21 protein-coding genes, 1 tRNA gene and 1 pseudogene are annotated in these 23,427 nt (G+C 67.4%); 16 read left to right on the top strand and 7 right to left on the bottom strand.

Annotated features, from left to right (window positions below; all coding sequences use genetic code 11):
• Positions 1-39: 39 nt before the first annotated feature.
• Positions 40-618: a copper chaperone PCu(A)C gene (locus tag ABZX61_RS45870; protein WP_350733260.1), complete on the bottom strand. Its 579-nt coding sequence runs from the start codon at positions 616-618 to the stop codon at positions 40-42.
• 275 nt (positions 619-893) lie between these two features.
• On the opposite strand from ABZX61_RS45870, the gene ABZX61_RS45875 reads away from it, so the two are divergent.
• From ABZX61_RS45875 to ABZX61_RS45890, 4 genes are all read left to right on the top strand, one after another.
• Positions 894-1,376, top strand: a complete 483-nt coding sequence (locus tag ABZX61_RS45875) for a CarD family transcriptional regulator (protein WP_043624891.1) — start codon at positions 894-896, stop codon at positions 1,374-1,376.
• 17 nt (positions 1,377-1,393) lie between these two features.
• A complete protein-coding gene (gene ispF, locus ABZX61_RS45880) occupies positions 1,394-1,864 on the top strand; it encodes a 2-C-methyl-D-erythritol 2,4-cyclodiphosphate synthase (protein WP_355204346.1) in 471 nt (156 codons plus the stop codon).
• A 185-nt stretch (positions 1,865-2,049) separates the two neighbouring features.
• Positions 2,050-2,337, top strand: coding sequence for a GlsB/YeaQ/YmgE family stress response membrane protein (locus tag ABZX61_RS45885; RefSeq protein WP_350733263.1), 288 nt, complete (start codon positions 2,050-2,052; stop codon positions 2,335-2,337).
• 98 nt (positions 2,338-2,435) lie between these two features.
• Complete coding sequence (locus ABZX61_RS45890) at positions 2,436-2,705, top strand: GlsB/YeaQ/YmgE family stress response membrane protein (RefSeq protein WP_355204349.1); 270 nt, start codon at positions 2,436-2,438, stop codon at positions 2,703-2,705.
• Positions 2,706-2,764: 59 nt separating this feature from the next.
• Here the strand turns inward: ABZX61_RS45890 and ABZX61_RS45895 are convergent, their stop codons facing one another.
• Positions 2,765-3,697, bottom strand: coding sequence for a DUF2637 domain-containing protein (locus ABZX61_RS45895; RefSeq protein WP_355204352.1), 933 nt, complete (start codon positions 3,695-3,697; stop codon positions 2,765-2,767).
• A gap of 58 nt (positions 3,698-3,755) precedes the next feature.
• Between ABZX61_RS45895 and ABZX61_RS45900 the strand changes: the two genes are divergently transcribed.
• The 8 genes from ABZX61_RS45900 to ABZX61_RS45935 all read left to right on the top strand — a co-directional run bounded on the left by ABZX61_RS45900 (position 3,756) and on the right by ABZX61_RS45935 (position 11,731).
• A complete protein-coding gene (locus ABZX61_RS45900; protein ID WP_355204354.1) occupies positions 3,756-4,142 on the top strand; it encodes a PPOX class F420-dependent oxidoreductase in 387 nt (128 codons plus the stop codon).
• A gap of 64 nt (positions 4,143-4,206) precedes the next feature.
• Positions 4,207-5,598 (top strand): cysteine--tRNA ligase, encoded by a 1,392-nt coding sequence (gene cysS / locus ABZX61_RS45905; RefSeq protein ID WP_355204357.1) that lies wholly within the window; start codon positions 4,207-4,209, stop codon positions 5,596-5,598.
• A 1,012-nt stretch (positions 5,599-6,610) separates the two neighbouring features.
• Positions 6,611-7,678, top strand: coding sequence for an LLM class flavin-dependent oxidoreductase (locus ABZX61_RS45910; RefSeq protein WP_355204360.1), 1,068 nt, complete (start codon positions 6,611-6,613; stop codon positions 7,676-7,678).
• Positions 7,675-8,367 (top strand): alpha/beta hydrolase family protein, encoded by a 693-nt coding sequence (locus ABZX61_RS45915; protein WP_355204362.1) that lies wholly within the window; start codon positions 7,675-7,677, stop codon positions 8,365-8,367. The genes ABZX61_RS45910 and ABZX61_RS45915 overlap by 4 nt, the downstream gene beginning before the upstream one ends.
• A 4-nt stretch (positions 8,368-8,371) precedes the next feature.
• Positions 8,372-9,052 carry a winged helix-turn-helix transcriptional regulator gene (locus ABZX61_RS45920; protein WP_350733276.1) on the top strand — a complete coding sequence of 227 codons (681 nt, stop codon included), beginning with the start codon at positions 8,372-8,374 and terminating at the stop codon, positions 9,050-9,052.
• A 30-nt stretch (positions 9,053-9,082) separates the two neighbouring features.
• On the top strand, positions 9,083-10,045 hold the full coding sequence (gene rlmB / locus ABZX61_RS45925; protein ID WP_355204364.1) for a 23S rRNA (guanosine(2251)-2'-O)-methyltransferase RlmB: 963 nt from the start codon (positions 9,083-9,085) through the stop codon (positions 10,043-10,045).
• A gap of 20 nt (positions 10,046-10,065) precedes the next feature.
• Positions 10,066-10,138: transfer RNA gene (locus tag ABZX61_RS45930), tRNA-Thr, on the top strand.
• 435 nt (positions 10,139-10,573) lie between these two features.
• Positions 10,574-11,731, top strand: a complete 1,158-nt coding sequence (locus ABZX61_RS45935; protein ID WP_355204367.1) for a hypothetical protein — start codon at positions 10,574-10,576, stop codon at positions 11,729-11,731.
• A gap of 326 nt (positions 11,732-12,057) precedes the next feature.
• On the opposite strand, the gene ABZX61_RS45940 is transcribed toward ABZX61_RS45935, so the two are convergent.
• The 5 genes and pseudogenes from ABZX61_RS45940 to ABZX61_RS45960 all read right to left on the bottom strand — a co-directional run bounded on the left by ABZX61_RS45940 (position 12,058) and on the right by ABZX61_RS45960 (position 17,554).
• A complete protein-coding gene (locus ABZX61_RS45940) occupies positions 12,058-12,249 on the bottom strand; it encodes a hypothetical protein (RefSeq protein WP_350733286.1) in 192 nt (63 codons plus the stop codon).
• 17 nt (positions 12,250-12,266) lie between these two features.
• A pseudogene (locus tag ABZX61_RS45945) lies at positions 12,267-12,380 on the bottom strand (hypothetical protein); the annotation flags it as partial.
• Positions 12,381-12,425: 45 nt separating this feature from the next.
• On the bottom strand, positions 12,426-12,581 hold the full coding sequence (locus ABZX61_RS45950; protein ID WP_350733288.1) for a hypothetical protein: 156 nt from the start codon (positions 12,579-12,581) through the stop codon (positions 12,426-12,428).
• Positions 12,582-12,669: 88 nt separating this feature from the next.
• Positions 12,670-13,497 (bottom strand): hypothetical protein, encoded by an 828-nt coding sequence (locus tag ABZX61_RS45955; RefSeq protein ID WP_355204371.1) that lies wholly within the window; start codon positions 13,495-13,497, stop codon positions 12,670-12,672.
• Positions 13,498-14,059: 562 nt separating this feature from the next.
• Positions 14,060-17,554: a WD40 repeat domain-containing serine/threonine-protein kinase gene (locus tag ABZX61_RS45960; protein WP_355204374.1), complete on the bottom strand. Its 3,495-nt coding sequence runs from the start codon at positions 17,552-17,554 to the stop codon at positions 14,060-14,062.
• A 294-nt stretch (positions 17,555-17,848) separates the two neighbouring features.
• Between ABZX61_RS45960 and ABZX61_RS45965 the strand changes: the two genes are divergently transcribed.
• From ABZX61_RS45965 to ABZX61_RS45980, 4 genes are all read left to right on the top strand, one after another.
• Positions 17,849-18,340 (top strand): DUF2975 domain-containing protein, encoded by a 492-nt coding sequence (locus ABZX61_RS45965; RefSeq protein ID WP_355204376.1) that lies wholly within the window; start codon positions 17,849-17,851, stop codon positions 18,338-18,340.
• A complete protein-coding gene (locus tag ABZX61_RS45970) occupies positions 18,340-18,561 on the top strand; it encodes a helix-turn-helix transcriptional regulator (RefSeq protein WP_355204379.1) in 222 nt (73 codons plus the stop codon). Before ABZX61_RS45965 ends, ABZX61_RS45970 begins: the two co-directional genes overlap by 1 nt.
• A 904-nt stretch (positions 18,562-19,465) precedes the next feature.
• Complete coding sequence (locus ABZX61_RS45975; RefSeq protein WP_355204382.1) at positions 19,466-20,839, top strand: MFS transporter; 1,374 nt, start codon at positions 19,466-19,468, stop codon at positions 20,837-20,839.
• A gap of 233 nt (positions 20,840-21,072) precedes the next feature.
• Positions 21,073-23,073, top strand: coding sequence for a WD40 repeat domain-containing protein (locus ABZX61_RS45980; RefSeq protein WP_355204384.1), 2,001 nt, complete (start codon positions 21,073-21,075; stop codon positions 23,071-23,073).
• The last annotated feature ends 354 nt before the right edge of the window (positions 23,074-23,427 follow it).

The following is a 23,427-nucleotide window of genomic DNA, read 5'->3' on the forward strand; positions in this document are numbered from 1 at the left end:
GCGTACCGGAACAAGGGTTTCGGCGTTTCCGGGGAAGGGTCAGTGGGCTTCTTCGGAGGCCGACGCGGACGGCGTCGGGGTGGGCGTGGGGGCCGCGGGGGCGTTCGGTGCCGGCGGGTAGTCCTTGAACTCACGGCTGCGCGTCACCACAGGGACGTTCAAGGACACGATCCCGGCGTTGGCGAACTGGAGGTCCAGCTTGATGCTCTCGCCGCCCCTGAGGCTCTTGGGGATCGCCTCGAGCATGAGCTGAGGGGTGGGCTTGCCGGTGTTCACGAGCTGGTGGCTCGGGAGCTGGATCGGGGCCGCGACCTTGACCGTCCCCATGCTCCCCGCGGAGACCGCCTCGAGGGCGTCGGGGGTGCCGCCGGTGTTGAGAATGTTCAGGTAGATCGGGGCGGAGCCGCGCCAGGCGAGCTGCGCACCGGCGTCGGGCCCGAGAATGAACGCCTGCGGGATCTGAATGCCGCGCGTGCCGTAAGCACCGTTCTCGATCAATGCCAGTGCCTCGTTGGGCGCGTACGGCTTGTTGGTGGTGGCGTCGAATCCAGCCCCGCAGCCCGCCAGCATGGGGGCTGCCAAGAACGCGGCGACGACAATCCAGCGACGGCTGGTCACGGGCGGGTTCTCCTTGGTCTTGCGGAGGGCTCACGCATGCGCTAAGCGCAGGTGGCGCGCATGCGTGATGTGCAGCGCCCACCATATCCATCCGAATCCATGGTCATATCCACGCCCCCGCAGGTCATTAGCTATGTCCGGAAATGCCAGACATAGAGTTGAGCACTTGTCAAGCCCTAATATGCGGCCTTGACCTGCAGTTATGAGGATTTCACTGTTCCGGGAGGCTGTGGATGCGTGGTACCCTGGAGTACAGCGGAAGGGGTACTTGTCACATGACTTTCCAGGTCGGCGACACAGTCGTCTACCCCCACCATGGGGCTGCTCGGATCGAAGCAATCACGAAGCGATCCATCAAGGGTGAGGAAAAGACCTACCTGGTGCTCAAGGTCGACAAGGGCGACCTTACCGTCCAGGTGCCAGCCGAAAACGCAGAACTCGTCGGTGTGCGCGATGTTGTCGGCCAGGAAGGCCTTGAGCGGGTTTTCGATGTCCTGCGGATGCCGCACACGGAAGAGCCGACCAACTGGTCTCGTCGCTACAAGGCCAATCTGGAGAAGCTCGCCTCCGGCGATGTGAACAAGGTCGCCGAAGTCGTTCGGGACCTGTGGCGGAGAGACCGCGAGCGCGGCCTGTCCGCGGGCGAGAAGCGCATGCTCGCCAAGGCGCGTCAGATTCTGGTCAGTGAGCTTGCCCTGGCGGAGAAGACCAACGAGGACAAGGCTGAGGCCCTGCTCGACGAGGTTCTCAACTCCTGAACACCAATCTTCCACGGGTGGGCGTCGGAGTCGACGTCCACCCGTTCGCTTCAGGCGCCTCGGGACGTGAGCTCAACCTCGCCGGCCTGCACTGGCCGGGCGAGACCGGGCTCGAGGGCCATTCGGACGGCGACGCGGCCGCGCATGCCGCGTGTGACGCGCTGCTGTCCGCGGCTGGCATGGGTGATCTCGGGCAGCTGTTCGGGACCGCGGACCCGCGATGGGCGGGTGCCTCGGGCGTCGCGCTGCTGGAGGAGACCGCGCGGCAGGTGCGTGCCGCCGGCTACGAGATCGGCAACGTGGCCATTCAGGTGATCGGCAACCGGCCCAAGCTGGCGCCGCGCCGTACCGAGGCCGAAAAGGCGCTCAGCGCCGCCGTGGGCGCGCCTGTGAGCGTGTCGGCCACCACCACCGATGGGCTCGGGCTGACCGGGCGGGGAGAGGGCGTCGCGGCCGTCGCGACAGCCCTGGTCGTCAACCTTTCCTGAACGCCGGGCGTCTTACGTGTGGATGCGTGAGGGTGTCCCGGCGGGTCGTCGCGAAGCCCGCTGTATCAGGAGGCGGCGGTTCGTTACTGGCGCGGTACGGACCGCCGTCTCCCCTTTTTGGTTGTTTTGCCTGCTCTGAGGGTATGTGTCCCCACGACATGTGAACGTTTCGGGGGGAGCAGCACATGATCGGCGCGATAGTTTCCGCGATCGTCATCGGCGCCATCGTCGGCGCCCTGGCCAGGCTGATCGTTCCTGGCAGGCAGAACATGTCCATCGGCCTGACCCTCATCGTCGGCATCGTGGCAGCCCTGATCGGAACGCTGATCGCGCAGGCCGCCGGCGTGGCCGACACGCGGGGGATCGACTGGATCGAGCACATACTCCAGCTCGTGCTGGCGGTCATCGGTGTGCTCCTCGTGACGCGCTTCACCGCGGGACGCACCGGGCGTACGCGCGGAACGCCCACCTGACCTGCTCATTCGTAAAGACCGCGCATAAAAGCGGTAGATCGGGTAGCGAGCATCTCCGTGGGAGTGAACCGCTCACTCTCGCGGGGAGGTTTCGTACCATGACTATCCAGTCCATCCTTGGCGCCATCGTGATCGGCGCCGTGATTGGCGCTATCGGTCGCCTCCTGCTCCCCGGCAGGCAGGCCATCGGCTGGATCCTCACCATCGTCGTCGGCATCGTGGCCGCCCTGGTAGGCACGCTGATCGCTCAGGTGCTCGGCGTCGCGACGACCGACGGCATCGACTGGATCGAGCTGGTGATGCAGGTGGTGCTGGCCATCGTCGGCGTGGGCCTGGTCGCCGGGCTCCGGCGCGGCTCCAGCGTCTAGACGGAAATAGCTGGGCCCGCCCGGGATCGTGCCGGACGGGCCCTCTCACGTCTCACGGCTCAGTCTTCAGGGGGACGTGGGGTGCTGCGGAGGCGTTCGGCGGGGGCCGGGGCGTCGTCGTCGTGGATCACCGGGTGGGGGGCGGTGTCCTCTAACTCGTCCTCCCGCGGGCGCTCGAGATCGTCGGCCAGCTCGGGACCGTGCCCGGGATCCGGTACGTCGTCCTCGATCACGGGGTGCGGCTGCGTGTCCACGTCCTTCTCGTCGACACGCGGGTGGACCAGGACGTCCGTCGGCTTGACCCGGTCGCCCCAGCGGACGGGACGCGTGGGGGGCTCCGGTGCTTCTTCGTGCTGCACGGGCCACTCCGCCACCTGTGCCGCCACCGGGGCAGGGGCCTCTTCGACCTCCTGGACCGGCTCGGGGACTTCCCGGACCGGCTTGGGGATTTCCTGGACAGGCGCCGGCTGCGGCGTCTCGGAGAGCCGTTCCGAGTAGATCTCGACGGGCGGCCGCTCGGGCTCCGGATGGAAGGGGACGATGTCCTGCTCGGCCGCGGTCTCCTCGCTCTCCGCTCGATGTGCCTGTACGTGCTTGATCAGCAGCAGCCAGAGCCACAGGGCCACGGCCAGCATGACCCAGGGCGCCAGGGCCACGCCCACGGCCGTCGCCCGCACGTCGAACGCGAACCGCACCGCCGTCGCCACGTTGGCCGCGGCTGCCGCCACGATGAGCACGACCAGCACGAACGCGGCCTGCGCGCGTACCAGCAGCCGGGCGGAGCGCAGCAGCAGCACGTCGATCAGCGCGATCACCAGGAGCGCGTCGAAGGCCGCCGGATAGAGGAAGGCGAGATCCTGGCCCGCCTCGCCGGTGATGGCCAGCGCGCGCAGGTCGTCGAAGGAGAGAGCGCACGCGGCCCCGGCGAGGGCGGCGACCGCGAGCCCGGCCAGGGCAATGCCCAGGCGGCGCAGCATAGAGGGGGGAGTCACGTCCATGGCGGTTCGAGCCTACAGAAGAATGAGGACCAGGACCGATCAAGGGAGATACATGGCCGAGCTGTCGGAAGATGCGCGCAAACTCTTGGATGCCCCGAATTATGCGACGGTGACCAGCCTCAATCCTGACGGCGGGCCGCAGTCGACGGTCGTGTGGGTACGCACGGACGGTGACGACGTGCTGTTCTCGACTGTGCGGGGGCGCAGGAAGCCGCGGAATTTCGAACGTGATCCGCGGGCGAGCCTGCTGGTCATCGATCCGGAGAATCCGTACAGGTATGTGGAGGTACGCGGGCGCGTGACCATCACCTCCGACCCGGAAGGGGCGCTCATTCAGGAGCTCTCGCACAAGTACCGAGGGCTCCCATGGGAGGACAAACCGGGCGTCGAGCGAGTAATCGTACGGATCTCGCCGGACAGAGTGACGTTGCGAGGCTGATTCATCGGCGTGACGGCGGGATTTATCGGCGTGACTAGCCCTCTGAGGCGTTAGCCTTGCCTTCGTGAGCCTGCACATCTACGACACCAGCACGCGCGCCATCCGTGAATTCGTTCCGGTCGAAGCCGGCCGGGCGTCGATTTACCTGTGTGGGGCGACCGTGCAGGCTCCTCCGCACATCGGGCATATCCGCTCGGGCGTGAACTTCGACGTGCTCCGGCGCTGGCTGACACGATCCGGCTATGACGTGGATTTCTGCCGCAACGTCACCGACATCGACGACAAGATCATCAGGGTGGCGGCCGAGGAGGGCGTGCCCTGGTTCGTCGTGGCCGAGCGCAACCAGCGGGCCTTCACCTGGGCGTACGACACGCTCGGCTGCCTCCCGCCGACCGTCGAGCCGCGCGCCACGGGCCACGTGCCCGAGATGATCACGCTGATGGAGCGGCTGATCGCCCGCGGCCACGCGTACGCCTCCGGCGGCGACGTCTACTTCGACGTCCGGTCCTACGCCGATCGCTACGGCGCGCTGTCCAACCAGAAGCTGGACAACATGCGGGCCGCGGCCGACACCGACGACGAGTCCTGCAAGCGCGACTCCCGCGACTTCGCCCTGTGGAAGGGGGAGAAGCCGGGCGAGCCGACCTGGCCGACCCCTTGGGGCCCCGGCCGCCCCGGCTGGCACCTGGAGTGCTCGGCCATGGCGACGAAGTACCTCGGCCCGGCCTTCGACATCCACGGCGGCGGGATCGACCTGATCTTCCCGCACCACGAGAACGAGATCGCCCAGTCCCAGGCGGCGGGCGACGGCTTCGCGCGCTACTGGATGCACAACGGCATGCTCAAGATCGGCGCGGAGAAGATGAGCAAGTCGCTCGGAAACTCGCTGCTGATCCCCGAGATGGTGCAGAAGGTCCGGCCGGTGGAGCTGCGCTACTACCTGGCGGCGCCGCACTACCGCTCCTCGATCGACTACTCCGAAGAGGCCCTGCTGGAGGCGGCTGCCGCGTACCAGCGCATCGAGGGCTTCGTCACGCGCGCCGCCGAGGTCATCCACGACGTCGACGCGGACGCGCCGCTGCCGCAGGCGTTCGTGGACGCCCTCGACGACGACCTCGGCACGCCGCAGGCGCTGGCGGTCGTGCACGAGGTGGTGCGCGAGGGCAACGTGGCGCTGTCGCGCGGCGACAAGGAGGCCGTGGCCCGGCTGCTCGCCGAGACCCAGAACATGCTGGACGTCCTCGGCCTCGACCCCCGCTCGCCGCAGTGGCGGGGTGCGGGCTCGGACCTCTCGCCGGTGGTGGACGCGCTGGTGGCGGTCGCGCTCGAACAGCGCAAGGCGGCCAGGGAGCGCAAGGACTACGCAGCGGCGGACGCGATCAGGAACCAGCTGGCGGCGGCGGGGATCACGGTGGAGGACACCCCGCACGGGGCCCGCTGGGAGCTCACCCGCTAGGCAGACGTTCTGGTGGCAGTGGCGGCTTTGTGCGGTGTGCACAGGGCCGCCACTGTCGCGTTAGGCGGTGGTTCCGTGCGGTATGCGCGGGCTGCCGCTGTCGCGGGAGGCCGTTGACCAGGGAAGGCGCTGCATCAAAGGGGCAAATCTCTCAGGTCGACGGGCTCGACAAGGCGGATGAAGGCGGGGACCGGGGCGGGCGCCGGCAGTTCCCCCACTGCGGAGCAGGGTGCGGCTGAAGGAGGCCACTCTGGGCCGCTCGCGAGGTGAGCTGAGCTGCAAGGCCTACCTGTCCGCCGACCGGCGATGCCATCCGCACCCCAGGCCAGGCTAGAGAACGCCCCCGCAGTCTGGTCGGTATCAAGGCCGCGGCTCCCCTCAGAAGCTCAGCACCTCCGAGAGAGCTTCTACGTGCGACCCGCCTTTACCGCGCCGGTGTCCAGGAGAGGCTCCCGCGCCGGCGTTCAGGAGAGGCTCCCGCGTCGGCGTTCAGGAGAGGCTCCCGCGCCGGCGTCCAGAAACGCCGTCGCTGGTACACCGCGCCGGTGCGATGGCCTTCTCGCCGCGCGTGCCTACACCGCGCGGAGCGGCTCGTCAGAACCCTCCTCCTTCGATGCTTCCTGAAATTGAATTTGCCGCTTCAAAATTAGGAAGCTCATGGTTAATATTGCGACCATGACATGGCGGAAGGCGAGGTGGCATCCGCACGCACGCCCTCAGACGCACAAGCCAGCACGTCCCGCCGGTCGCGTGCGCGGATTCGGGGCAGTGCGGCCAAACCGCCGACATCTCCGGCATCCGGTCCCCAACAACCGGCTCTGCGGCCATCCCCCATGGCAGCAGGGTCAGTGCGACCTCCGCCGCCCTCGTCCGGGCGCCTGCCCCCCGTAATCCCCTGCGATTTCAAGCACCTCGACCACCGACCAGATCCCAATGACCACCATCTGACGACTCACGGCCCCCACTCACGGCCCCCACCCACGGCCCCCACCCACGACCCGGAGACGATCCCATGAGACCGAAAATCGGCTACTTACTCCCGACGCGCGACTGGACAGTGCTCGGCAACCACAACCTGTCCGCGCTCATCGAGCAGGCGAGGCTGGCCGAGGAATTAGGGTTCGACTCGGTGTGGGCGGGCGACAGCCCGGTGACGCGCCCCAGAGCCGACGCGCTGATGATGCTCTCCGCAGTCGCCGCCACCACGAACCGCATCACACTCGGCACCGCCGTACTGCTCCCCGCCCTCCGCCACCCGCTCCTCCTCGCCCACCAACTGGCGACACTTGACGGCATCGCGGACGGACGGCTGATCGTCGGCATGGGCGGAGGATTCGCCCACCCGAACACCGAGGCCCAGTTCGAGGCGCTCGGAGTCGGCTTCAAGCGCCGGATCAGCCGCATGGAGGAGTCGATCGACATCATGCGACGCCTTTGGACCGGCGAAACGATCTCTCATCAGGGCGGGCATTTCACGTTCCACGATGTGACGCTCGACCCCAAACCCGTACAGGCCGGTGGGCCGCCGATATGGCTGCCGGGCAGCGGTGAACGGGCACTGCGGCGGGCGGCCCGCCTGGCCGACGGCTGGCTGCCGTACCCACCGACGCAGAAGGCCTACGCGGAAGACCTGAACACGCTGACGTCGGTCGGCACGCCCCACGCCTCATCAACAGCCGGCACCCCCGAAGCCTCGTGGGCAGCCTCTGGGGTCTCGTCCACAGCCGACACCCCCGAAGCACCGCCCACGGACGGCATACGCGAGCACGGATCCCCCAGAGCCCCGGCGGCCCACCCCTTCACCCCGGCCCTGTACGCCACCATCTGCCTGGACGAGGACCCCGAACGCGCCCGTCACCGCCTCCGCACCAGCATCGAGCGCTACTACAACGCGCCGCTCGAGTTCGTCGAGAGCATCCAGGCCATGTTCGCCGGCACCCCAGAAGAGGCCGCGAACTGGCTGAACGGTTACATCGAGGCAGGTGCCCGGCATGTGGTGATCAGGCTGGCCGTGGACGATCACCGGGCGGCCATGGAGGAGTTCGCCGCGCAGGTGATGCCCAGGATGGGGGAGAGATGACCACGTTCGTCCTGGTACCAGGCGCCTGGCACGGGCCATGGGCCTGGGACCGCGTCGTACCTCTCCTGGAACGATCCGGCGCCCACACGATCACCCCGGACCTGCCCCACACCCCTGACACCGGCCTGCACGACCACGTCGAACAGGTGCTCACCGCCCTGGACACCGCACCCGAGGACGACCGTACGGTGCTCGTCGGACACAGCTATGCGGGCCTGGTGGTACGCCAGGCGGCCGACCTCCGGCCGGAACGCGTACACCATGTCGTGCTCGTGGACGGCTGGGCAGGCCCGAACGGCGCCGGCATGTTCACCCTCGCCCCCGACACCTTCGTACAGGCCATCCGCGCCTCCGCTGACGGCGGGCTGATCCCCGCCCCCGCGCCGGAGCTCTTCGGCGTCACCGACCCCGCCGACGCTGCCTGGCTCCGGGAGAGACTGCGCCCGCACCCGCTACGTACGTTCACGGACACGACGCGCCTCGGCAGGGCGGTCGACCGAATCCCCGGGACAGGCATCTTCTGCCGCCCCCAGACCTTTCCGTTCGAGCAGTTCGCCAAGTCGGTCGGCTACCGGACGCTCGCGATCGACGGCCCGCACGACGTGATGCTCGAACATCCGGAACCACTCACCCAACTACTCGTCGACGTAGTCGAGGGTTCGAAAAGGGGAAGCCCGAGATTAAGCTGATGAAGTGGATCGGACGTACAACCAGTTCTGCGCCACAGCGCGGACGCTCGACCTCGTAGGGGAGCGCTGGACGCTGCTCATCGTGCGTGACCTGCTGACCGGCCCCAAGCGCTTCTCCGACTTCCAGAACAGCCTCCGCGGGCTCGGCACGGGCCTGCTGGCCGCGCGCCTGAAGCATCTCGAACGTGAAGGACTGGTGCGGAAGGTCACACTCCCGGCGCCCGCCCGCACGCCCGCGTACACGCTCACGGAGGCCGGCGCCGAACTCGCCCCCGCCGTGCTCGCCCTGGCGCGCTGGGGCATGAAATGGGCCATGGGCGAACGCCGGGAGGGCGAGGCGTTCCACGGCGGATGGGCGGTTCTGGGGCTGCGGGCCTGCTTCGACGCGGAGGCGGCGCGGGGGGTGCGGGCGATGTACGAGTTCCGGGTGGGGGACGAGGTCTTCCATGCCCTGGTCCAGGACGGGACGATCGACACCCAGCACGGTCCGGCGCAGCGTCCGGACGCCGTCATCGAGACCGACGACGAGGTGCTGGTGGACATGGCGGCCGGGCGAACGACGTTCGCGGAGGCGGTCAAGGAGCGTCGCGCCGAGGCGTCCGGCGACCCGGCGGCGCTGGGTGCTCTGTACGGAATCTTCCGCATCCCGGCCCCGGAGGAACGCGCCATTCCCGGCGTGGGATAAGGCGCCCGGCGGCCCGAGTACCCTTATTGCATGGCAGCAGGCGGTAGGGCTTCGGGCAGGCCCGCGAAGAAGAAGGGCCCGTCCAAAGGCGCCGGAGGGCAGGGCCGCCGGTCGCTCGAGGGCAAGGGCGCGACCCCGCCTGCCGAAATGCGGCATTGGTACAAGGACAAGGCCCGTACAGAGCGCATCGCCCGCGAGGATCGCGGCGGCACCCGACGTCCCGCTCCGGCGCGGCAGCGGCGCTCCGAGGACGCGCCCGAGTACATCGGCGGTCGCAACCCCGTACTCGAGGCCCTGCAGGCGGGCGTCCCGTCCAACGCCCTCTACGTCGCTCAGCGCATCGACAACGACGATCGCGTACGCGACTCCATCAGGATCGCGGCCGAGCGCGGGATCGCCCTGCTCGAAGTCTCCCGCGACAAGCTCGACCGCCTGTCGGAGGGCGTCGTCCACCAGGGCATCGCGCTCCAGATCCCGGCGTACGACTACGCGCACCCGTCCGACCTCGTGGAGCTCGCGCAGGACGCCGGCGAGGTCCCGTTGATCGTGGCCCTCGACTCGGTCACCGACCCGCGCAACCTCGGCGCCATCGCCCGCTCGGCCACCGCCTTCGGCGCCCACGGCCTCCTCATCCCCTCCCGCCGCTCGGCCGGGGTCACGGGCGGGGCCTGGAAGACCTCCGCGGGCACCCTCGCCACCATGCGCGTGGCCCGCGCGGCCAACTTGACGGCGGCGCTGCGGGAGTACCGCGAAGCGGGCCTGTTCGTCATCGGCCTCGATGGCGCCGGCGAGACCGACATCGGCGACGTCGACCTGCTCGCCGAGCCGCTGGTGGTGGTCGTGGGCTCCGAGGGCAAGGGCCTTTCGCGGCTGGTCCGGGAGCACTGCGACGTGGTGACCCGGATCCCGATGCAGGCGGCCGCCGAGTCGCTCAACGCGGGAGTGGCGGCCGGAGTGGCGCTGTACGAAGTCGCTCGTCACAGGCGCCTCTAGCGTCTACACTGGTAGGCCGCGCCGACGTAGCTCAATCGGCAGAGCATCTGTCTTGTAAACAGAAGGTCAGGGGTTCGATTCCCCTCGTCGGCTCTGCGCTGGGAAGCCTCTGAACAGGTATTACTTGTTCAGGGGCTTTCTGTTTGTCAGGACAATGTCGCGATCTTGCTAACAGGGGCCGCGGCGAACGATCAAGACCTGAAGCGCCACCGGTTCGACGAACTGTCCGCTTGGTTCAGCCGTCAGTAGCGCGTGGGTGAAGCAGGCCGACTCCTCCGCATCAAGTCCGGCCGTGACCGCAGGGCAACGCATGACCGAGGAACGGCGGCCGGTGAACGGACACGCGAAGCCGAGCTTGACACTCCGTCCCTGGCCCGCTGCCGGTTCGCGGTGGGTCGACGGCGTATGAGGTGATTAGAGGCAGCGGACTGTTTACCGTCAGATCTTGGGCTGGCTATTCTGCGGGCATCGTGGCGTTGGAAGCGGGGGTTGCGTCGGGTGGGGCATTCTTGGGATCGGGTTGTATTGATGCGTGTGGGGGTGGCGCTGTTATTTGTGGTCACCCTGGCCCTGGTGTGGCTGCCTCGAAACGAGGAGGAGGCGCCCAGGCGGCCTGCACAGCTTCCCATGTTGCCGCATATCGCACCGGTCAGTGAGGTCTGGCCTGAGGCTGTCAGCGTCGTGCCCGCTGAAAGAAAGGACGGCACGTGGCTATGGCCCATTGGTTCGCTCGGTCAAGATGAGTTGCTCCTGATGACCGATGAGCGTACTCCGGAGTTCATCAGCTTCAATACGCGGACCAAGAGACAGCGGGTCGTAGCGCGAGCCCCAAAGTGGGCAGAGTGCGGTGGATGCTTCGAGATTCAGAAAACTGCACTTGGTGCTACCCAGGTGGCATTGATCGTCAAGGGTTACGTGCCGGGCACCTCTGCCGGTGGGCAACGCCACTACGAGGTGTGGGCAATGCCGCGAGCAGGTGGAACCATGCGTATGGTGGCGCGTCTGCCGCTATCCGTTCAGGCTGAGGGCGCTTATATTGACGGCTTCCAAATCGTCGGCGAGAACGCTGTGTGGTGGGGATACGACGGTGACATCTGGCGGGTCTCGCTCCGCGGCGGAGAGCCTGAGCAAGTGCTTCCGGGCAGGCGGCTTCGCGTGAGCTCGTGGCCCTGGGCGTATGACAGGTACGAGCAGATCGTGATCAATCTTGACACGGGCCAGGAGGCCGAAGTAACCGAGGCTGAAGATCTCGAACATCGTCTTGCCTGCGGGCCTGCCTGGTGTGTCGGGGAGGACTGGCAGGAGCTGTGGAAGGTCACGCGGGCGACCGTGTTGCGCGTGGATGGTTCCGATCGCATCACCGTGCCGGGAGATGCGCTCCTGATGAGGCCTCCGATCCGCGATCGGCTTGCTCTTCTCGGCGTCCCAACGGTCGATGGTGACGACTCCATCCCCAACACCTGGGGAGCCGCAACCCTCGGACATGTGATGCAGGTCTACGATCGCTGCACGCGGAAGGCCGCCCTCCTCGGGTCCTATGCCTTGACGAAGGCCGAGATGCCGTGGGGAGAGATAAAGATCGGCGTGTGGCCGCAGGACGGACCCCTCCTGTATTGGCGAACGACTCGGAATCGGCTGATAGTCGTCGACCTGGCACGCGTCGGCGTGTCTCCTTGCTCCGTTTGAGCTGTCGAAGCGGGCCGCCGCGAGGCGTCCGCTCCTCGGGCCTGGCGGCCCTGCGGTATGGGTCCTCCATCGAAGGTCGTGGTTGAAGTCCTGATCTTGCTAACGCGGTTGCTAACAACGGTCTCGGACGATCGTGGACGACGGTGGATAGGGGAAGAGCTGTGGATGGCTCCGACCAGGAAGCGGCAGCAGCGGCGGACAGTTGTGGACGAGCATGAAGAATCTTGTAAACAGAAGGTCAGGGGTTCGATTCCCCTCGTCGGCTCTGCAACTGAAAGGCCCCTGAACAGGTATTAAGCCATCAGGGGCCTTTCGTTTTCTGATCTTCAACCGGTGTCTTCGGCGCCTTTGGGAGCCACCCTGGGAGCCACCGGGGACTGTTCCCCCAGGAGCGCGCTGGAGGTGGCGGCGCGGCGGTCGCCCTCCAGCAGGCGTCCGTAGACGTTCTTGGTGATCGCGATGCTGGCGTGGCCGAGGACTTCGGAGACGACGTGGAGCGGGGTGCCCTGGGCGAGCATGGCGAGGCGCCGGAGTGGCGGAGTTCGTGCGGGTGCCAGTGGCCGAGGCCCGTCTTCTTGGCCAGGCGGGAGAACAGGTGCGAGAAGGTGTCCGGGTCGGACGGGTTGCCGAAGGCTGTCGGGAACATCAGCCCGTGCGCCGGGGTCCCCGCGCCGCGCTGCGGCCTGGGGGCCGGTCACGGCGCGGGCGCCGCGCGGGGCATCGCCGCACGCCCGCCACGCCGCAACCCAACAAACGCGCCGACCACCGCCACGCCGCCGCATGACTCCAGGACACTCACTCCGAACTCAATCGTCATCTGCAGGAATGTGCTCTTGGCCAGCTCTGCCACGGACAGCCTCCTGATTGGGTCCCCTGCCCCTCTGAAGGGGACGCCGCTCAGGTGGGAAAGATGTACGCGTTGCCTGCCGACGTGCAGGTTAGAAGGGGCCGGTCTCCGGATAGCCGGCCTTTATGACGGCCTTGCGGGTCTTGGCGTTGAGTTTCTTCTCGCTGATGACCTTGCCGGCCGCCGGTGCGGCGATCTTCACCTTGGCGCCCCAGCCCGAATACTTGGTATCGGTGTGGAAGGCCATCTGGTCATAGGCCGTGGTGTCGTCATCCGGGTAGGTGGTCGTGTCGACGACCGTGCGGGTGAGCTGGTTGTGTTCATCGAAGTACAGGTGGAACTCGACGTTGCCTTCTCCGGCGGACTTGTCGTGCCGGAATTCGGCGAGTGTGGCGGTGCCTTGATATTGGCCGGTCGCTACTTCTGATGCGTTGTCCAGCATGAACTGCAGTTCTGCCGGAGTGACGCCCACGTTGAGGAGAGCGTTGTCGCGCCCACTGGCCTTCGACTGGATCCAGGAAAGACCGGAAGGCAGCGCCTTGGCGATGCCGGCGTTGGTCACGTAGGCGTTTCTGCCCTCAGCGATGACCCGGTAGGGAGGGCTGGGCTTTTTCTGGCGTGAGGACATGCGGACACGGAGGTCGGCAGCCGCTACGTTGCCTTTGCCGAAAGCCAGGGTGCCGACCGTGCTGGTGTTCACCTGTACCTGCATAGCCTGGTCGTCGGCGGTGAAATCGAGAGTGATGCCGCTTGATTCGGTGATCTTTACGCCTTTGCCCGGGACCAGTTGGGCCTTCAGGGCTTTCACCGGGTTCACCGGAGCAGCCTGCACGGATGCGACGGATGTCGCCTGAGCGGGTACGGCCACCACGCACACGGCCGCGGCCGTTGCCACGAGGCCTGCGAAGAAAAGTTTCATCAGGGTCCTTGCTTGGGGGATATAGCAGGGAAAAGAGTAAGAGAGTGGGGTTGGCGAGATAAGGGATGTCTTATAACAATCCTGTGCAGATCGGATCCCAAGTGGTAATAGTCTTTGCTGAAGGCGGGCGGGTATTCCTTGCCTCCACTCTCGTATTTTCGGGTTCGGGCTGGCAGAGGTGGCCATCCCAGGCGCGCAAGCCCTGTCTTGCGCGCTGCGGCGAGACATCCAGGGCACTGGTGAGGCTTCACGATGGCCGAACGAGACATGTAGGCGCACATCAGCGCCTGGTCAGCGGCATGATCTCTCAAGGCGCAGCGCGGAGCTCGGGACAGCTTGCCGCTCAGGTCCCGGGCCGGTCAGCGGAAGTCGGTGATGCGGAACACCGCCGTCATGTCCGCTGCCCGGGAGCCGGTCGAGAAGGAGGCTTCCGCGCCGACCCTGCCATGGAAGGCTCCCTTATCGTCGATGATCTGCATGAGCGGCCTGGCGTGAGAGCTGCCGGAGCAGCAGAACTCACCGTGCTCCATCGCCAGGCAGGTGCACCAGTGCCACCAGCTCGCTAGGGCTGCCTGGCCGGGCAGATGTCGCGGTAGGGCACGTCCTTGAGGAAGGAGGCCCAGTCGGCCGGGGAGAGCGTGTGCCCGGCACGGCGGCACACGTCCTGGACGATCCGCTCGGCACCGATCGGGATCTTGTAGACGGAACCCCAGTCGGCGGCGTAGAGGGTGGAGTCGTCCGGGCTGAAGGCGAGCGAGGTGATCTGGGAGCCGTGCAGGTTGAACGCGCCGCCGAGCCGCCGCATGGCGTTGACGTCCCAGACCTGGAGGACGCCGTCCGTGGTCACGCTGGCGAGCAGATCGCCCTTCTGGGAAAAGGCCAGTTCCGCGATCTCACCCGTCGTCCCGCGTAGGACCGGCGTGATCTGGTCCGGCCCCTGGACCTTCCACATCGCGATGCGGCCGGCCGGACCGGCGCTGAACGCCAGCCGCCCCTGGTGGCTGACGGCCACTGCCGAGGCACCGCGTACGACGTCGAAGGCCGCGTCGACCGGCCTGCCGGCGGTGAGATCGATGAACCTTCCGAAAGTCGAGGCGAGGCGTCCGTCCGGCGTGTACGGCCCGCCGTCGATCTGCGAGCTGAACGTGCGCTGGACGCGCCCATTGGCGGTGTCCAGCACGAGTAGCCGGAAGCTGCCCTCCTGGGAGGACGGCTGGAGCGTGAGCGCGATCGTCTTGCCGTCCTGGCTGAAGTCGACACGCTCGGGGTTGTTCGTGTTCGTGTGCGGCGTGGAGATCTGCCAGAGCTTCTTGCGTGTCGCGAGGTCGATCAGCCGCACGCTCGTGATGTCGGCGATGAGCATGCGTGTGCCGGTCCGGTCGAATCCCCATGCCCCAAATTCGCCGAGCGGGAACGTCGCCACCTCCTTGCGGCTGCGCAGGTCCCAGAGCCCGAGGCGGTTCTGATCGGGATCCTCCATCGCCACCCACTGTCCTTCGGGACTGAGCTTCGCCACTCCCTTCCGGACATGGGTGGCGCCGGCTCTCGGCGACAGGTCGAGGCTGATGACCATGTTGTCGTAGAGGTAGCGCAGGGTCCTGCCGTCGGGGTCGAACCGAAGGTCGGTCAGCTCGTCCTCGGCCCGGTAGGTGAGGATCTGCTTGCGATCGGCGACCTTCCACACGCGCAGCTCACGTTCGGCGAAGGCGGCCAGGTAGTCGCCGTCCTGGCTGAAGCGCAGCTTGGCCCCGGACTTCGTGCAGATGTCGCAGGCCCAGTCTTCATCGCCCAGTTTGTGCTCACGGCCGGTCGCCGCGTCGACGAGCGCGATCGTGGCGTTCGCGCAGGCGATGGTCTTGCCGTCCGGGGTGAAAGCCGCCACATCCGAGTGAGTTCGGCAGGGCGCCAGGCGCCGTTCCGGGGTCCATCCCGGCAGCGCCAGCTCGTCGAAGCGCCCACCCGTCATCAGCAGGTGTTTGCCTGTCGGATCGACGAGCGGAGGCTGCGACGGGATCATGCTGCCGTCCGTGTAGGGAGTCTTGCCGAACTGCTTGCCGGTCGCCACGTCCAACAGGTAGACGATTTCGCCTTGGTGCATCACGGTGAGGATCGACTCGTGCTCGCCCCAGATCGCGCCGAACCCGCCGCGTTCCGACAGGGAGCGCCGCACCAGTTGCTTGCCCGAGGTGAGGTCCCAGACGCCGAGCTCTGAACCGATGGTCAGGGCGAGCAGGCGGCCGCTCTTGTTGAGCGCCGGCTCCTGGGGAGTCCCGTCCTTCAGCCTCAGCCCGGCCCAGCCGCCGGTGCGCTTGCCGGTGCGGACGTCGTAGACGTTCACGCCGGCTTCGCTGACGCTGACGAGTGTGCGGCCGTCATGACTGAGGGCGCGATGGGCAAGGCCTTTGACCAGGGGGTCGCGGAAGACCGCCGCCTCCTGCTGCTGCAGGGAGGCGATGAGACTGGATCGGGTCTCCAGCTGCGGTGAGACCTGCCAAGCGGCCACGCTCAGCAGCATCGCCTTGACCGGGTCGGTCGTGCGCATCCGGTCGGCCTCCGTCGCCACCTGCTTGGCGGTGAGGATGTCACGCTGTTCGGTGGCCTGCTGCCGCTGATAGACGGCCAGCCCTCCGGCGACCATGGCCACGACCAGCAGCCCGGCCAGCGCGATCGTGGTCAGCGTCCTGCGACGGGTCCGCTTCCTGGTCAGTTCGGTGCCTGCCCGCAGGAAGTCCCGCTCGGCGGGGGTGAGCGTCACGTGACGGCGGCCGGTCGCCGCCCAGCTGAGCACCTGCTCCAGACGGCTGCCCTGGAGCAGGTCGCCGTCCCGCCTGCCGTTGTCGGACCAGTGCCGTGCCGCCGCGGAGATCTGGCCCAGTACGGCCAGGCCGTCGCGATCGGCGTCGACCCACATGCGTAACCGCGGCCAGGCCCTCAGCAGCGCGGGCCTGGACAGCGAGACCGAGGTGTCCTTCGTGGTCACCACGTACGAGAACGCCCGCAGGATCCGCTCGACCGCCGCGGCCTCGCGCTCTGGGCGCCCGCCGTACAGCTCCTCGCGCGAGGCCCATCGCCCGCTCTCGTACCCGTCCTCGCCCACGGTCACCATCCGCAGGAACACCGCGGCGGCCAACTCGCGCTCCTCCGGCGTGAGCGCCGTGTAGGCGTCCTCCGCGATCGTCCCCAGCTCGGGATCACCCTGGTCGAGCCCGTGCACGCCCTGCGCCGAGCGGCTGCCCGCGGCCAGCAGGCCCCTGGTGTCGGCGGCGTTGCCGCTGACTAGCGCGAGCAGCAGGTCGCGTGCCGCGGGCCTGGCGGCGGGATCCTTCGCCATCGCGGCCGCCACCAGCGGGGCCAGCCGCGGCGGCAACCCCCGCAGATCCGGTGCGGAGGACAGCACCTGGTGCATCATGCCGCCCAGGGTGTCCGCCTTGAACGGGTCCTGCCCCCTGGCGGCGAACACCATGACGGCACCCCACGCGAACACGTCGGCGGGTGCCCCCGCGCGCTCCCCGATGAACACCTCGGGCGCCATGTAGCTGGGCGTGCCCGAGACCTCGCCCGTTTTCGTCAGCGACATGTCCATGGTGCGAGCGATGCCGAAGTCGATCACGCGCGGGCCGTCCGGGCCGAGCAGCACGTTGTCCGGCTTCAGGTCGCGGTGGATGACGCCCGCGTCGTGGATCGCGGTCAGCGCGGTGGCGATCGCCGTCGCCAGCCGGTGGAGATCGTCCTCGGTGAACTTGCGCCCCTCCATCACGGCCTTGCGCAGGCTCGGTCCCGCGACGTACTCCGAGACGATGTACGGCTTGCTCGCCTCCAGGTCGGCGGCGAGCACCCGGGCCGTGCAGAACGAGGCCACCCTGCCGGCCGCGGTCGCCTCCTTGGCGAAGCGGTCGCGGCTGCCGTTGTTGTCCGACGCGTGCAGCACCTTGATGGCGACCCTGCGTCCCTCGGGGTCGTAGGCCTCGTACACGACTCCCTGGCCGCCCGAGCCGAGGCGTCCAGCCAGCCAGTAATCCCCGATGTGCTGCGGATCCCCCGCGCTCAGTGCGTCCACGGCGCGTTAGATGAAGATTCTTTGCCCAAAGTTGTTACATCCGACCGCCTTGTCCCGTCTTGTCGGCGTAGCCCAGGAAACCACGGAGGCTCGCCTCCGAGCTCTACGCCTTTGGTTGGGGTGATCGACTGCCGTGATCGGAAGGGATGATCACGGACAGGGGACAAGGGCCGGAAGTAGGACACAGCGCGTGGCCGTCACGGTGCGAAACCGCTGCCCACCCTCCGCCTCGGCTCTTGCTTAATCTATCGAAATTCGATAGATTCTCATCGCAATTCGATGGAAGGATGGGATATGGGAAAGCTGGCAGTGCGTGCACTGCGTGCCGTGCTTGTGGTGGTGCTCGCCGGCACCGTGCTCGTACAGGCATCGATGGTGTGGGTGTTGGTCAGCGGGAGCGACCCGGAGGACGGGTCGCTCCCGCTGACCGCGCTGCGCATTATCACGATCCTGGGCATGGTGTCGGGCCAGGTCGCCCTGGTCAGCGTGTGGCGGTTGGTGACTATGGTGCGACGCGGAACGGTGTTCTCCCACGCCGCCTTCCGGTACGTGGACGCCGTGATCGGCGCGATCGTGGCGGCCGCCCTCCTGTGGTTCGCGGTCACGGTCCTCAACGCGCCGGGCCAGCGGGAAGACCCGGGTGTCACCGTCATCATGGGCGGGATCGGCGTGGCCATCCTGGGGGTCGCGCTCATCGTGTTCGTGCTGCGGATGCTGCTCGCCCAGGCCGTCGCGCGCGACGTCGAAGCGACGCAGATGCAGGCCGAGTTGGACGAGGTGATCTGATGCCGATCACCGTCGACATCGACGTGATGCTGGCCAGGCGGAAGATGTCTGTGGGCGAGCTCGCGGACCGCGTAGGGATCACGCCCGCCAACCTGGCGGTACTCAAGAACGGCCGCGCCAAGGCGGTGCGCTTCACGACGCTCGCCGCGCTCTGCGAGGTGCTCCAGTGCCAGCCGGGCGACCTGCTGCGCTGGGAGGACGAGGACGCCGCGGGCGTATGACGTGCCCCAGAGCGGGCGTGAAAACGCCTGGCTCCACCGGCCTGACACGGTACGTCGACCGCATGGACGTGAATCGCCGATCGCCCGCAGCGCCGTCCTGACCTCGTTGGGAAGATTCCGGTTGACCTGCACCGCGCCGTCCTGGTCGACGATCGCGACGTAGTCGCTGCCGGGCGACGGCGCGGTGATCACGTAGGTGATCAGATGCGGGGCGTCGGTGTCGCAGGTCTCGGTGAGGTGCACCTTATAGCCGTTCCAGCGCAAGTCGCGCTTGGTGATCTCGTTGGTCTACACGACCGCCAAGGTGCTGGCGGGGCCGACCGACACCAAGCGTGGGCAATTGCTGGGGATGTGGTCGGCGATGCGGCTGATGGCCTACGACCCGGTGCGCCGGCAACGCAGTACAGGCGCTGATGTGGACCCGGACACCCTCGTATGGCACGGTCTCCCCTGCCGTGGGATGTGCTCAACGGGAGGATTTCCTGCATGCGGCAGGAGATGGAGATGACCTGCCTGCGCGTCGGGATCAACGCGGGTCGGCGTGGATGGACCGAGCCACGTCCTAAGCGCGGCGTGCCGCACTTCCGGTTGACGCCCGAACTGGTGCACGGGGTCGCGATCGCCGGTGGCCGACCTCGCCCGGGGTGCCCACGAGCGACGCTCAAGAAGGCGGATTTCCGACTTCCGCTGAAGTCACTGTCCCCTGACGGGTGAATGTGGCGCTGCGGGCCGAGCAGGCAAAGACCGGAGCCGGCGCCAACGAACTCGCCGAGCGCGTCCGTGGCGCGATGTCCCGCCCCTGGCCCTCCGTTGACACATACCCCCACCTGGTATAGAACACTCCCGAGGCTAATACCCCCAAGGGGTATCTGATTCGATGCTTGGTGCCCGGGAGGAGACGGACATGGGATTGTTCGCGATTCGCGACTACCGGCGGCTGTTCAGCGCTCAAGTCATCGCGTTGTTCGGTACCGGTTTGGCTACCGTCGCGCTGGGGCTGCTCGCGTACGAGCTCGCAGGTCCGCGTGCCGGTGCGGTTCTCGCCACCGCGCTGACGATCAAGATGGTCGCGTACGTGGTTGTCGCACCGCTCGCGGCCGCGTACGTCGATCGGCTGCCCAGACGTTGGTTTCTCACGATCCTCGATGTGGTGCGCGCTCTGGTGGTGATCGCGCTGCCGTTCGTCACCGAGGTGTGGCACATCTACGTCCTGATCGGGGTTCTTCAGACCGCGTCAGCGGCATTCACCCCGACGTTTCAGGCGGTCATCCCCGACATCGTGACCAAGGAGGCGGACTACACCCGCGCCCTGTCCGCATCGCAGGTTGCCTACACCATGGAGAGCCTGTTGAGCCCGGTGCTCGCGGCTGTGGCGCTCACCTTCATGTCGTTCAACCTGCTGTTCCTCGGCACCTCCATCGGGTTCGCCGTGTCCGCGCTGCTGGTCCTGTCCACACGCATCCCCAACGCGCGCCCCAGTTCGCACACGAAGGCCTGGGACCGGGCCGTGGCGGGGATCCGCACTTTCGCGGCCACCCCGAGTCTGCGCGGCGTCATGGCACTGAACCTCGTGGTCGCCGCCGTCGGCTCCATCGTGGTCGTCAACACCGTGAACTACGTCCGCGACGTTCTCGGCGGCACTCAATCCGACGTGGCCTGGGTGCTCGCCGCGTCCGGAACGGGGACGCTGCTGGTGGCCCTCGTCCTCCCGCGCGTCCTGGACCGGGTGGCGGACCGGTTCGTGATGCTGATCGGTGCCGCCGTGCTGCTGTTCGCGGTGGGCGCGGCGGTCACGATGTCCGCGGTGAGCATCGCCGCATCACTGCCGACCGGGGTGATCTGGGCGGCGGTCGGCGGCGGGATGGCGCTGATCGTCACGCCGACCGGGCGGGTGCTTCGCCGGGCGGTCGATCCCACCGGAATTCCCGAGGTCTTCGCCGCCCAGTTCTCGCTGTCCCACCTGGCCTGGCTGGTCACCTATCCCATCGCGGGATGGGTCGCCACACACGCGGGCTTCACGACCACCTGGACCGTGCTGGCGGGCCTGGCGGCAATCGGAGCTGTCACGGCGCTGGCGGTCTGGCCGCGCGACGAGAAGGTCGAGGCCGGAGGGCGTACGGCAGCGACGGTCCAGCCACGCATCAGGAAGGCCGAGGCCGGAGGCCGCGCCGCAGCGGCGGTTGCTTCCGCCAGGACCGAAGTCGCCACGCGGGAAGCCGCAGAGGCTGCGGAGGGCACACTCGCGGCAGGCCAGTGCGCCTGCGTTCGCACCGTCTGAGGTCGCTGACCAACACCGCGTAGACAACGACGCAGGTGCGTGGCCATTGCCGGAACGGGAGCTTCGTCCGCCCCTATGAGCGTCGGATCAGCGGGTCCGCTGTGGCAGCAAGCGGCGGCGGCGGGCTGCCGCCCGATCACCTCATCGCGGCCGGCACCGGGACAAGCCGGTGTGGCAAAGGCGTGCGCTTCCTCCGCTGATCTTTGTCAGGGGTGGCGGCTAGCATGCCCGCCATGCCTTCTTCTCGATCGGGCGCGGCCCGCTTTCCGTTCACGAAGAATTCCCGATGGACGTTGGCGTGGACCAGTCGGCCGGCGAGTGACCTGGCGTTCGGCGAACCGGTCGGGGTGCCACGAACCGCCCACACCGATCGGGTGTGGGCGGTTGCGACCGCAGTCGTGGACGGGCGGCCGGTGGCGGTCTCCGGGGGTCGCGATCGGACCCTACGCCTGTGGGACCTGACGTCAGGTCAGCAGATCGCTCAACCGTTCACCGGTCGCGGCGACTACGACTACGTGGAGTCGCTTGCGACCACGGTGATGGATGGGCGGCCGGTGGCGGTCTTCGCCGGTGGCAACACCGGAATCGTACGGGTGTGTGATCTGATGTCCGGTCAGCAAGTCGGCGAGCCGTTCAGAGGTCACACCGATTGGGTCAAAGCGGTTGCGACCACGATGATCGACGGGCGGCCGGTGGGAGTTTCCGGCGGCCACGACAAAACTGTACGCATGTGGGATCTGAGGTCAGGCGAGCAGATCGGCGAGCCGTTCAGAGGCCACACCAATTGGGTCACAGCGATTGCGACCACGGTGATGGATGGACGATCGGTGGCCATCTCCGGCGGCCACGACCGCACCTTACGCTTATGGGATCTGAAGTCGGGCCGGCGGATCGGCAAACCGCTGAGGGGCCACACGTACTACGTTGAGCTGATTGTGACCACGGTGGTGAACGGGCAGCCGGTGGCAATTTCCAGCGGTGCGGACGACGGAACTCTACGCTTGTGGGATCTGAGCTCAGGCCAGCAGATGGGCAAACCGTTCAGTGGCGACACCGGCTTTGTGAAGGCGATTGCGACCACGGTGATGGACGGGCGGCCGGTGGCCGTTACCGGCGGCATCGACGGAACTGTCCGGATCTGGGATTTGGCATCACGCCGGCAAATCGGCAAGTCGCTCACCGGGCACACCGATCAGGTTCGGGCGATCGCGACGACGGTGGTGGATGGGCGACCGGCGGCCGTCTCCGCCAGCGACGATTACACGGTACGGATGTGGGACCTGTCGTCAGGGCGGCGAGTTGATGAGTCCCTCAACCGCCACACCGGCTATGTCTCCGCCGTCGCCGCCACGGTGCTTGACGGACGTTCCGTTGCCGTGTCCGGCAGCTACGACAAGACCGTCCGGGTGTGGGATTTGCCTACCGGCGAGCAGGTCGGTGATCCGCTCACCGGTCACACCGACATGGTTACCGCGGTTGCCACCGCGCTTGTCGGCGGCCGACCGGCGGCGGTCACCGGCAGCTCTGACAAGGCCGTCCGCATATGGGATCTCCGCTCGGGGACACAGACAGGCGGGCCGTTCACCGGTCATACCGACGCTGTCTGCATGGCTGCCGTAGTGGAGTTCGATGGGCAGCCGGTGGCCGTGACCGGCAGCTACGACGAAACGATCCGCATGTGGAACCTGAACACAGGCGAAGAGATCGATGCATCCCGCGCCGGCCGGCGGCGCTGGACGGGCGCAGTCGGCGCCACCACCCTCAACGGCCGACCAGTCGTCCTGACCGTCACCCAAGACGGCACCCTCAAGGTGCTCGACCTCACCACCAACCGGTCGGCCACGACCTCCGCCGCCGATCGGCACGGCGAATCCGTGCAAAACCTCGCCGTCACCACCATCGGCGATCGGCCGGCCGCGATCACCGCTAGCCGCAACAGCTCAGACCCCGTGAAGATATGGGACCTGGCCACGGGCAACGCCCTCGGTGAACTTCCCACCAGAGCCACCGGAGCCGTCGCTGCCGCCACGGTGGACGGTCAACCCATCGCTGTGACCTCCAGTTATCAGACGGTACGCGTGTGGAAACTCACCACCCGCAGGCAAATCGGACCCGACTTGCACTTCCCCAAACCCGTAACAGAGGTGGCAATCAGCGTAGATGGACATGTCATCGTCTGTTTTGACCGTGACATCGCCGTGTTCACCAACACCCCGGCGCCGCGCGAGCATTGAGGTGATCCCAGCGGATAGTTGGGGCTATTGGAGTTTCTTGGCCGCCGTCCGTGGCGTTCCGGCCCTTTCGGGAGGAGTAACCGAAAGTCGGAAAAGTGCTGCGCTGGTTCCGCGGCGAGCACGACGTTCCCAAGCTCGGGCGCGACCCTCGCATCTCCCGGGCCACCGCCTAGCACCACATCCGCGAAGGCATCGAAGTTCTCGCAGCTCAAGCCGCCGATCTGCACGAAGCCCTCGACCGCGCCCAAACCGACGGACTGGCCTACGTCATCCTGGACGGCACTCCGATCCCGATCGATCACGTTCCGCATGACCAAGCGCCAAGTGCGGCAAGTGGCTTCGGCCGAGAAAGCT

Origin of the sequence: Nonomuraea sp. NPDC003709 (genome assembly GCF_040610775.1) — a bacterium.
Lineage (GTDB): Bacteria > Actinomycetota > Actinomycetes > Streptosporangiales > Streptosporangiaceae > Nonomuraea > Nonomuraea angiospora_A.

Bases quoted from the DNA above. Each gene is read 5' to 3' on its own strand.
- ABZX61_RS45875 (WP_043624891.1), top strand. From the start codon at position 894: ATGACTTTCCAGGTCGGCGACACAGTCGTCTACCCCCACCATGGGGCT.
- ABZX61_RS45885 (WP_350733263.1), top strand. From the start codon at position 2,050: ATGATCGGCGCGATAGTTTCCGCGATCGTCATCGGCGCCATCGTCGGC.
- ABZX61_RS45890 (WP_355204349.1), top strand. From the start codon at position 2,436: ATGACTATCCAGTCCATCCTTGGCGCCATCGTGATCGGCGCCGTGATT.
- ABZX61_RS45900 (WP_355204354.1), top strand. From the start codon at position 3,756: ATGGCCGAGCTGTCGGAAGATGCGCGCAAACTCTTGGATGCCCCGAAT.
- ABZX61_RS45910 (WP_355204360.1), top strand. From the start codon at position 6,611: ATGAGACCGAAAATCGGCTACTTACTCCCGACGCGCGACTGGACAGTG.
- ABZX61_RS45915 (WP_355204362.1), top strand. From the start codon at position 7,675: ATGACCACGTTCGTCCTGGTACCAGGCGCCTGGCACGGGCCATGGGCC.
- rlmB (WP_355204364.1), top strand. From the start codon at position 9,083: ATGGCAGCAGGCGGTAGGGCTTCGGGCAGGCCCGCGAAGAAGAAGGGC.
- ABZX61_RS45935 (WP_355204367.1), top strand. From the start codon at position 10,574: ATGCGTGTGGGGGTGGCGCTGTTATTTGTGGTCACCCTGGCCCTGGTG.
- ABZX61_RS45940 (WP_350733286.1), bottom strand. From the start codon at position 12,249: ATGCTCGCCCAGGGCACCCCGCTCCACGTCGTCTCCGAAGTCCTCGGC.
- ABZX61_RS45955 (WP_355204371.1), bottom strand. From the start codon at position 13,497: ATGAAACTTTTCTTCGCAGGCCTCGTGGCAACGGCCGCGGCCGTGTGC.
- ABZX61_RS45965 (WP_355204376.1), top strand. From the start codon at position 17,849: ATGGGAAAGCTGGCAGTGCGTGCACTGCGTGCCGTGCTTGTGGTGGTG.
- ABZX61_RS45970 (WP_355204379.1), top strand. From the start codon at position 18,340: ATGCCGATCACCGTCGACATCGACGTGATGCTGGCCAGGCGGAAGATG.
- ABZX61_RS45975 (WP_355204382.1), top strand. From the start codon at position 19,466: ATGGGATTGTTCGCGATTCGCGACTACCGGCGGCTGTTCAGCGCTCAA.
- ABZX61_RS45980 (WP_355204384.1), top strand. From the start codon at position 21,073: ATGCCTTCTTCTCGATCGGGCGCGGCCCGCTTTCCGTTCACGAAGAAT.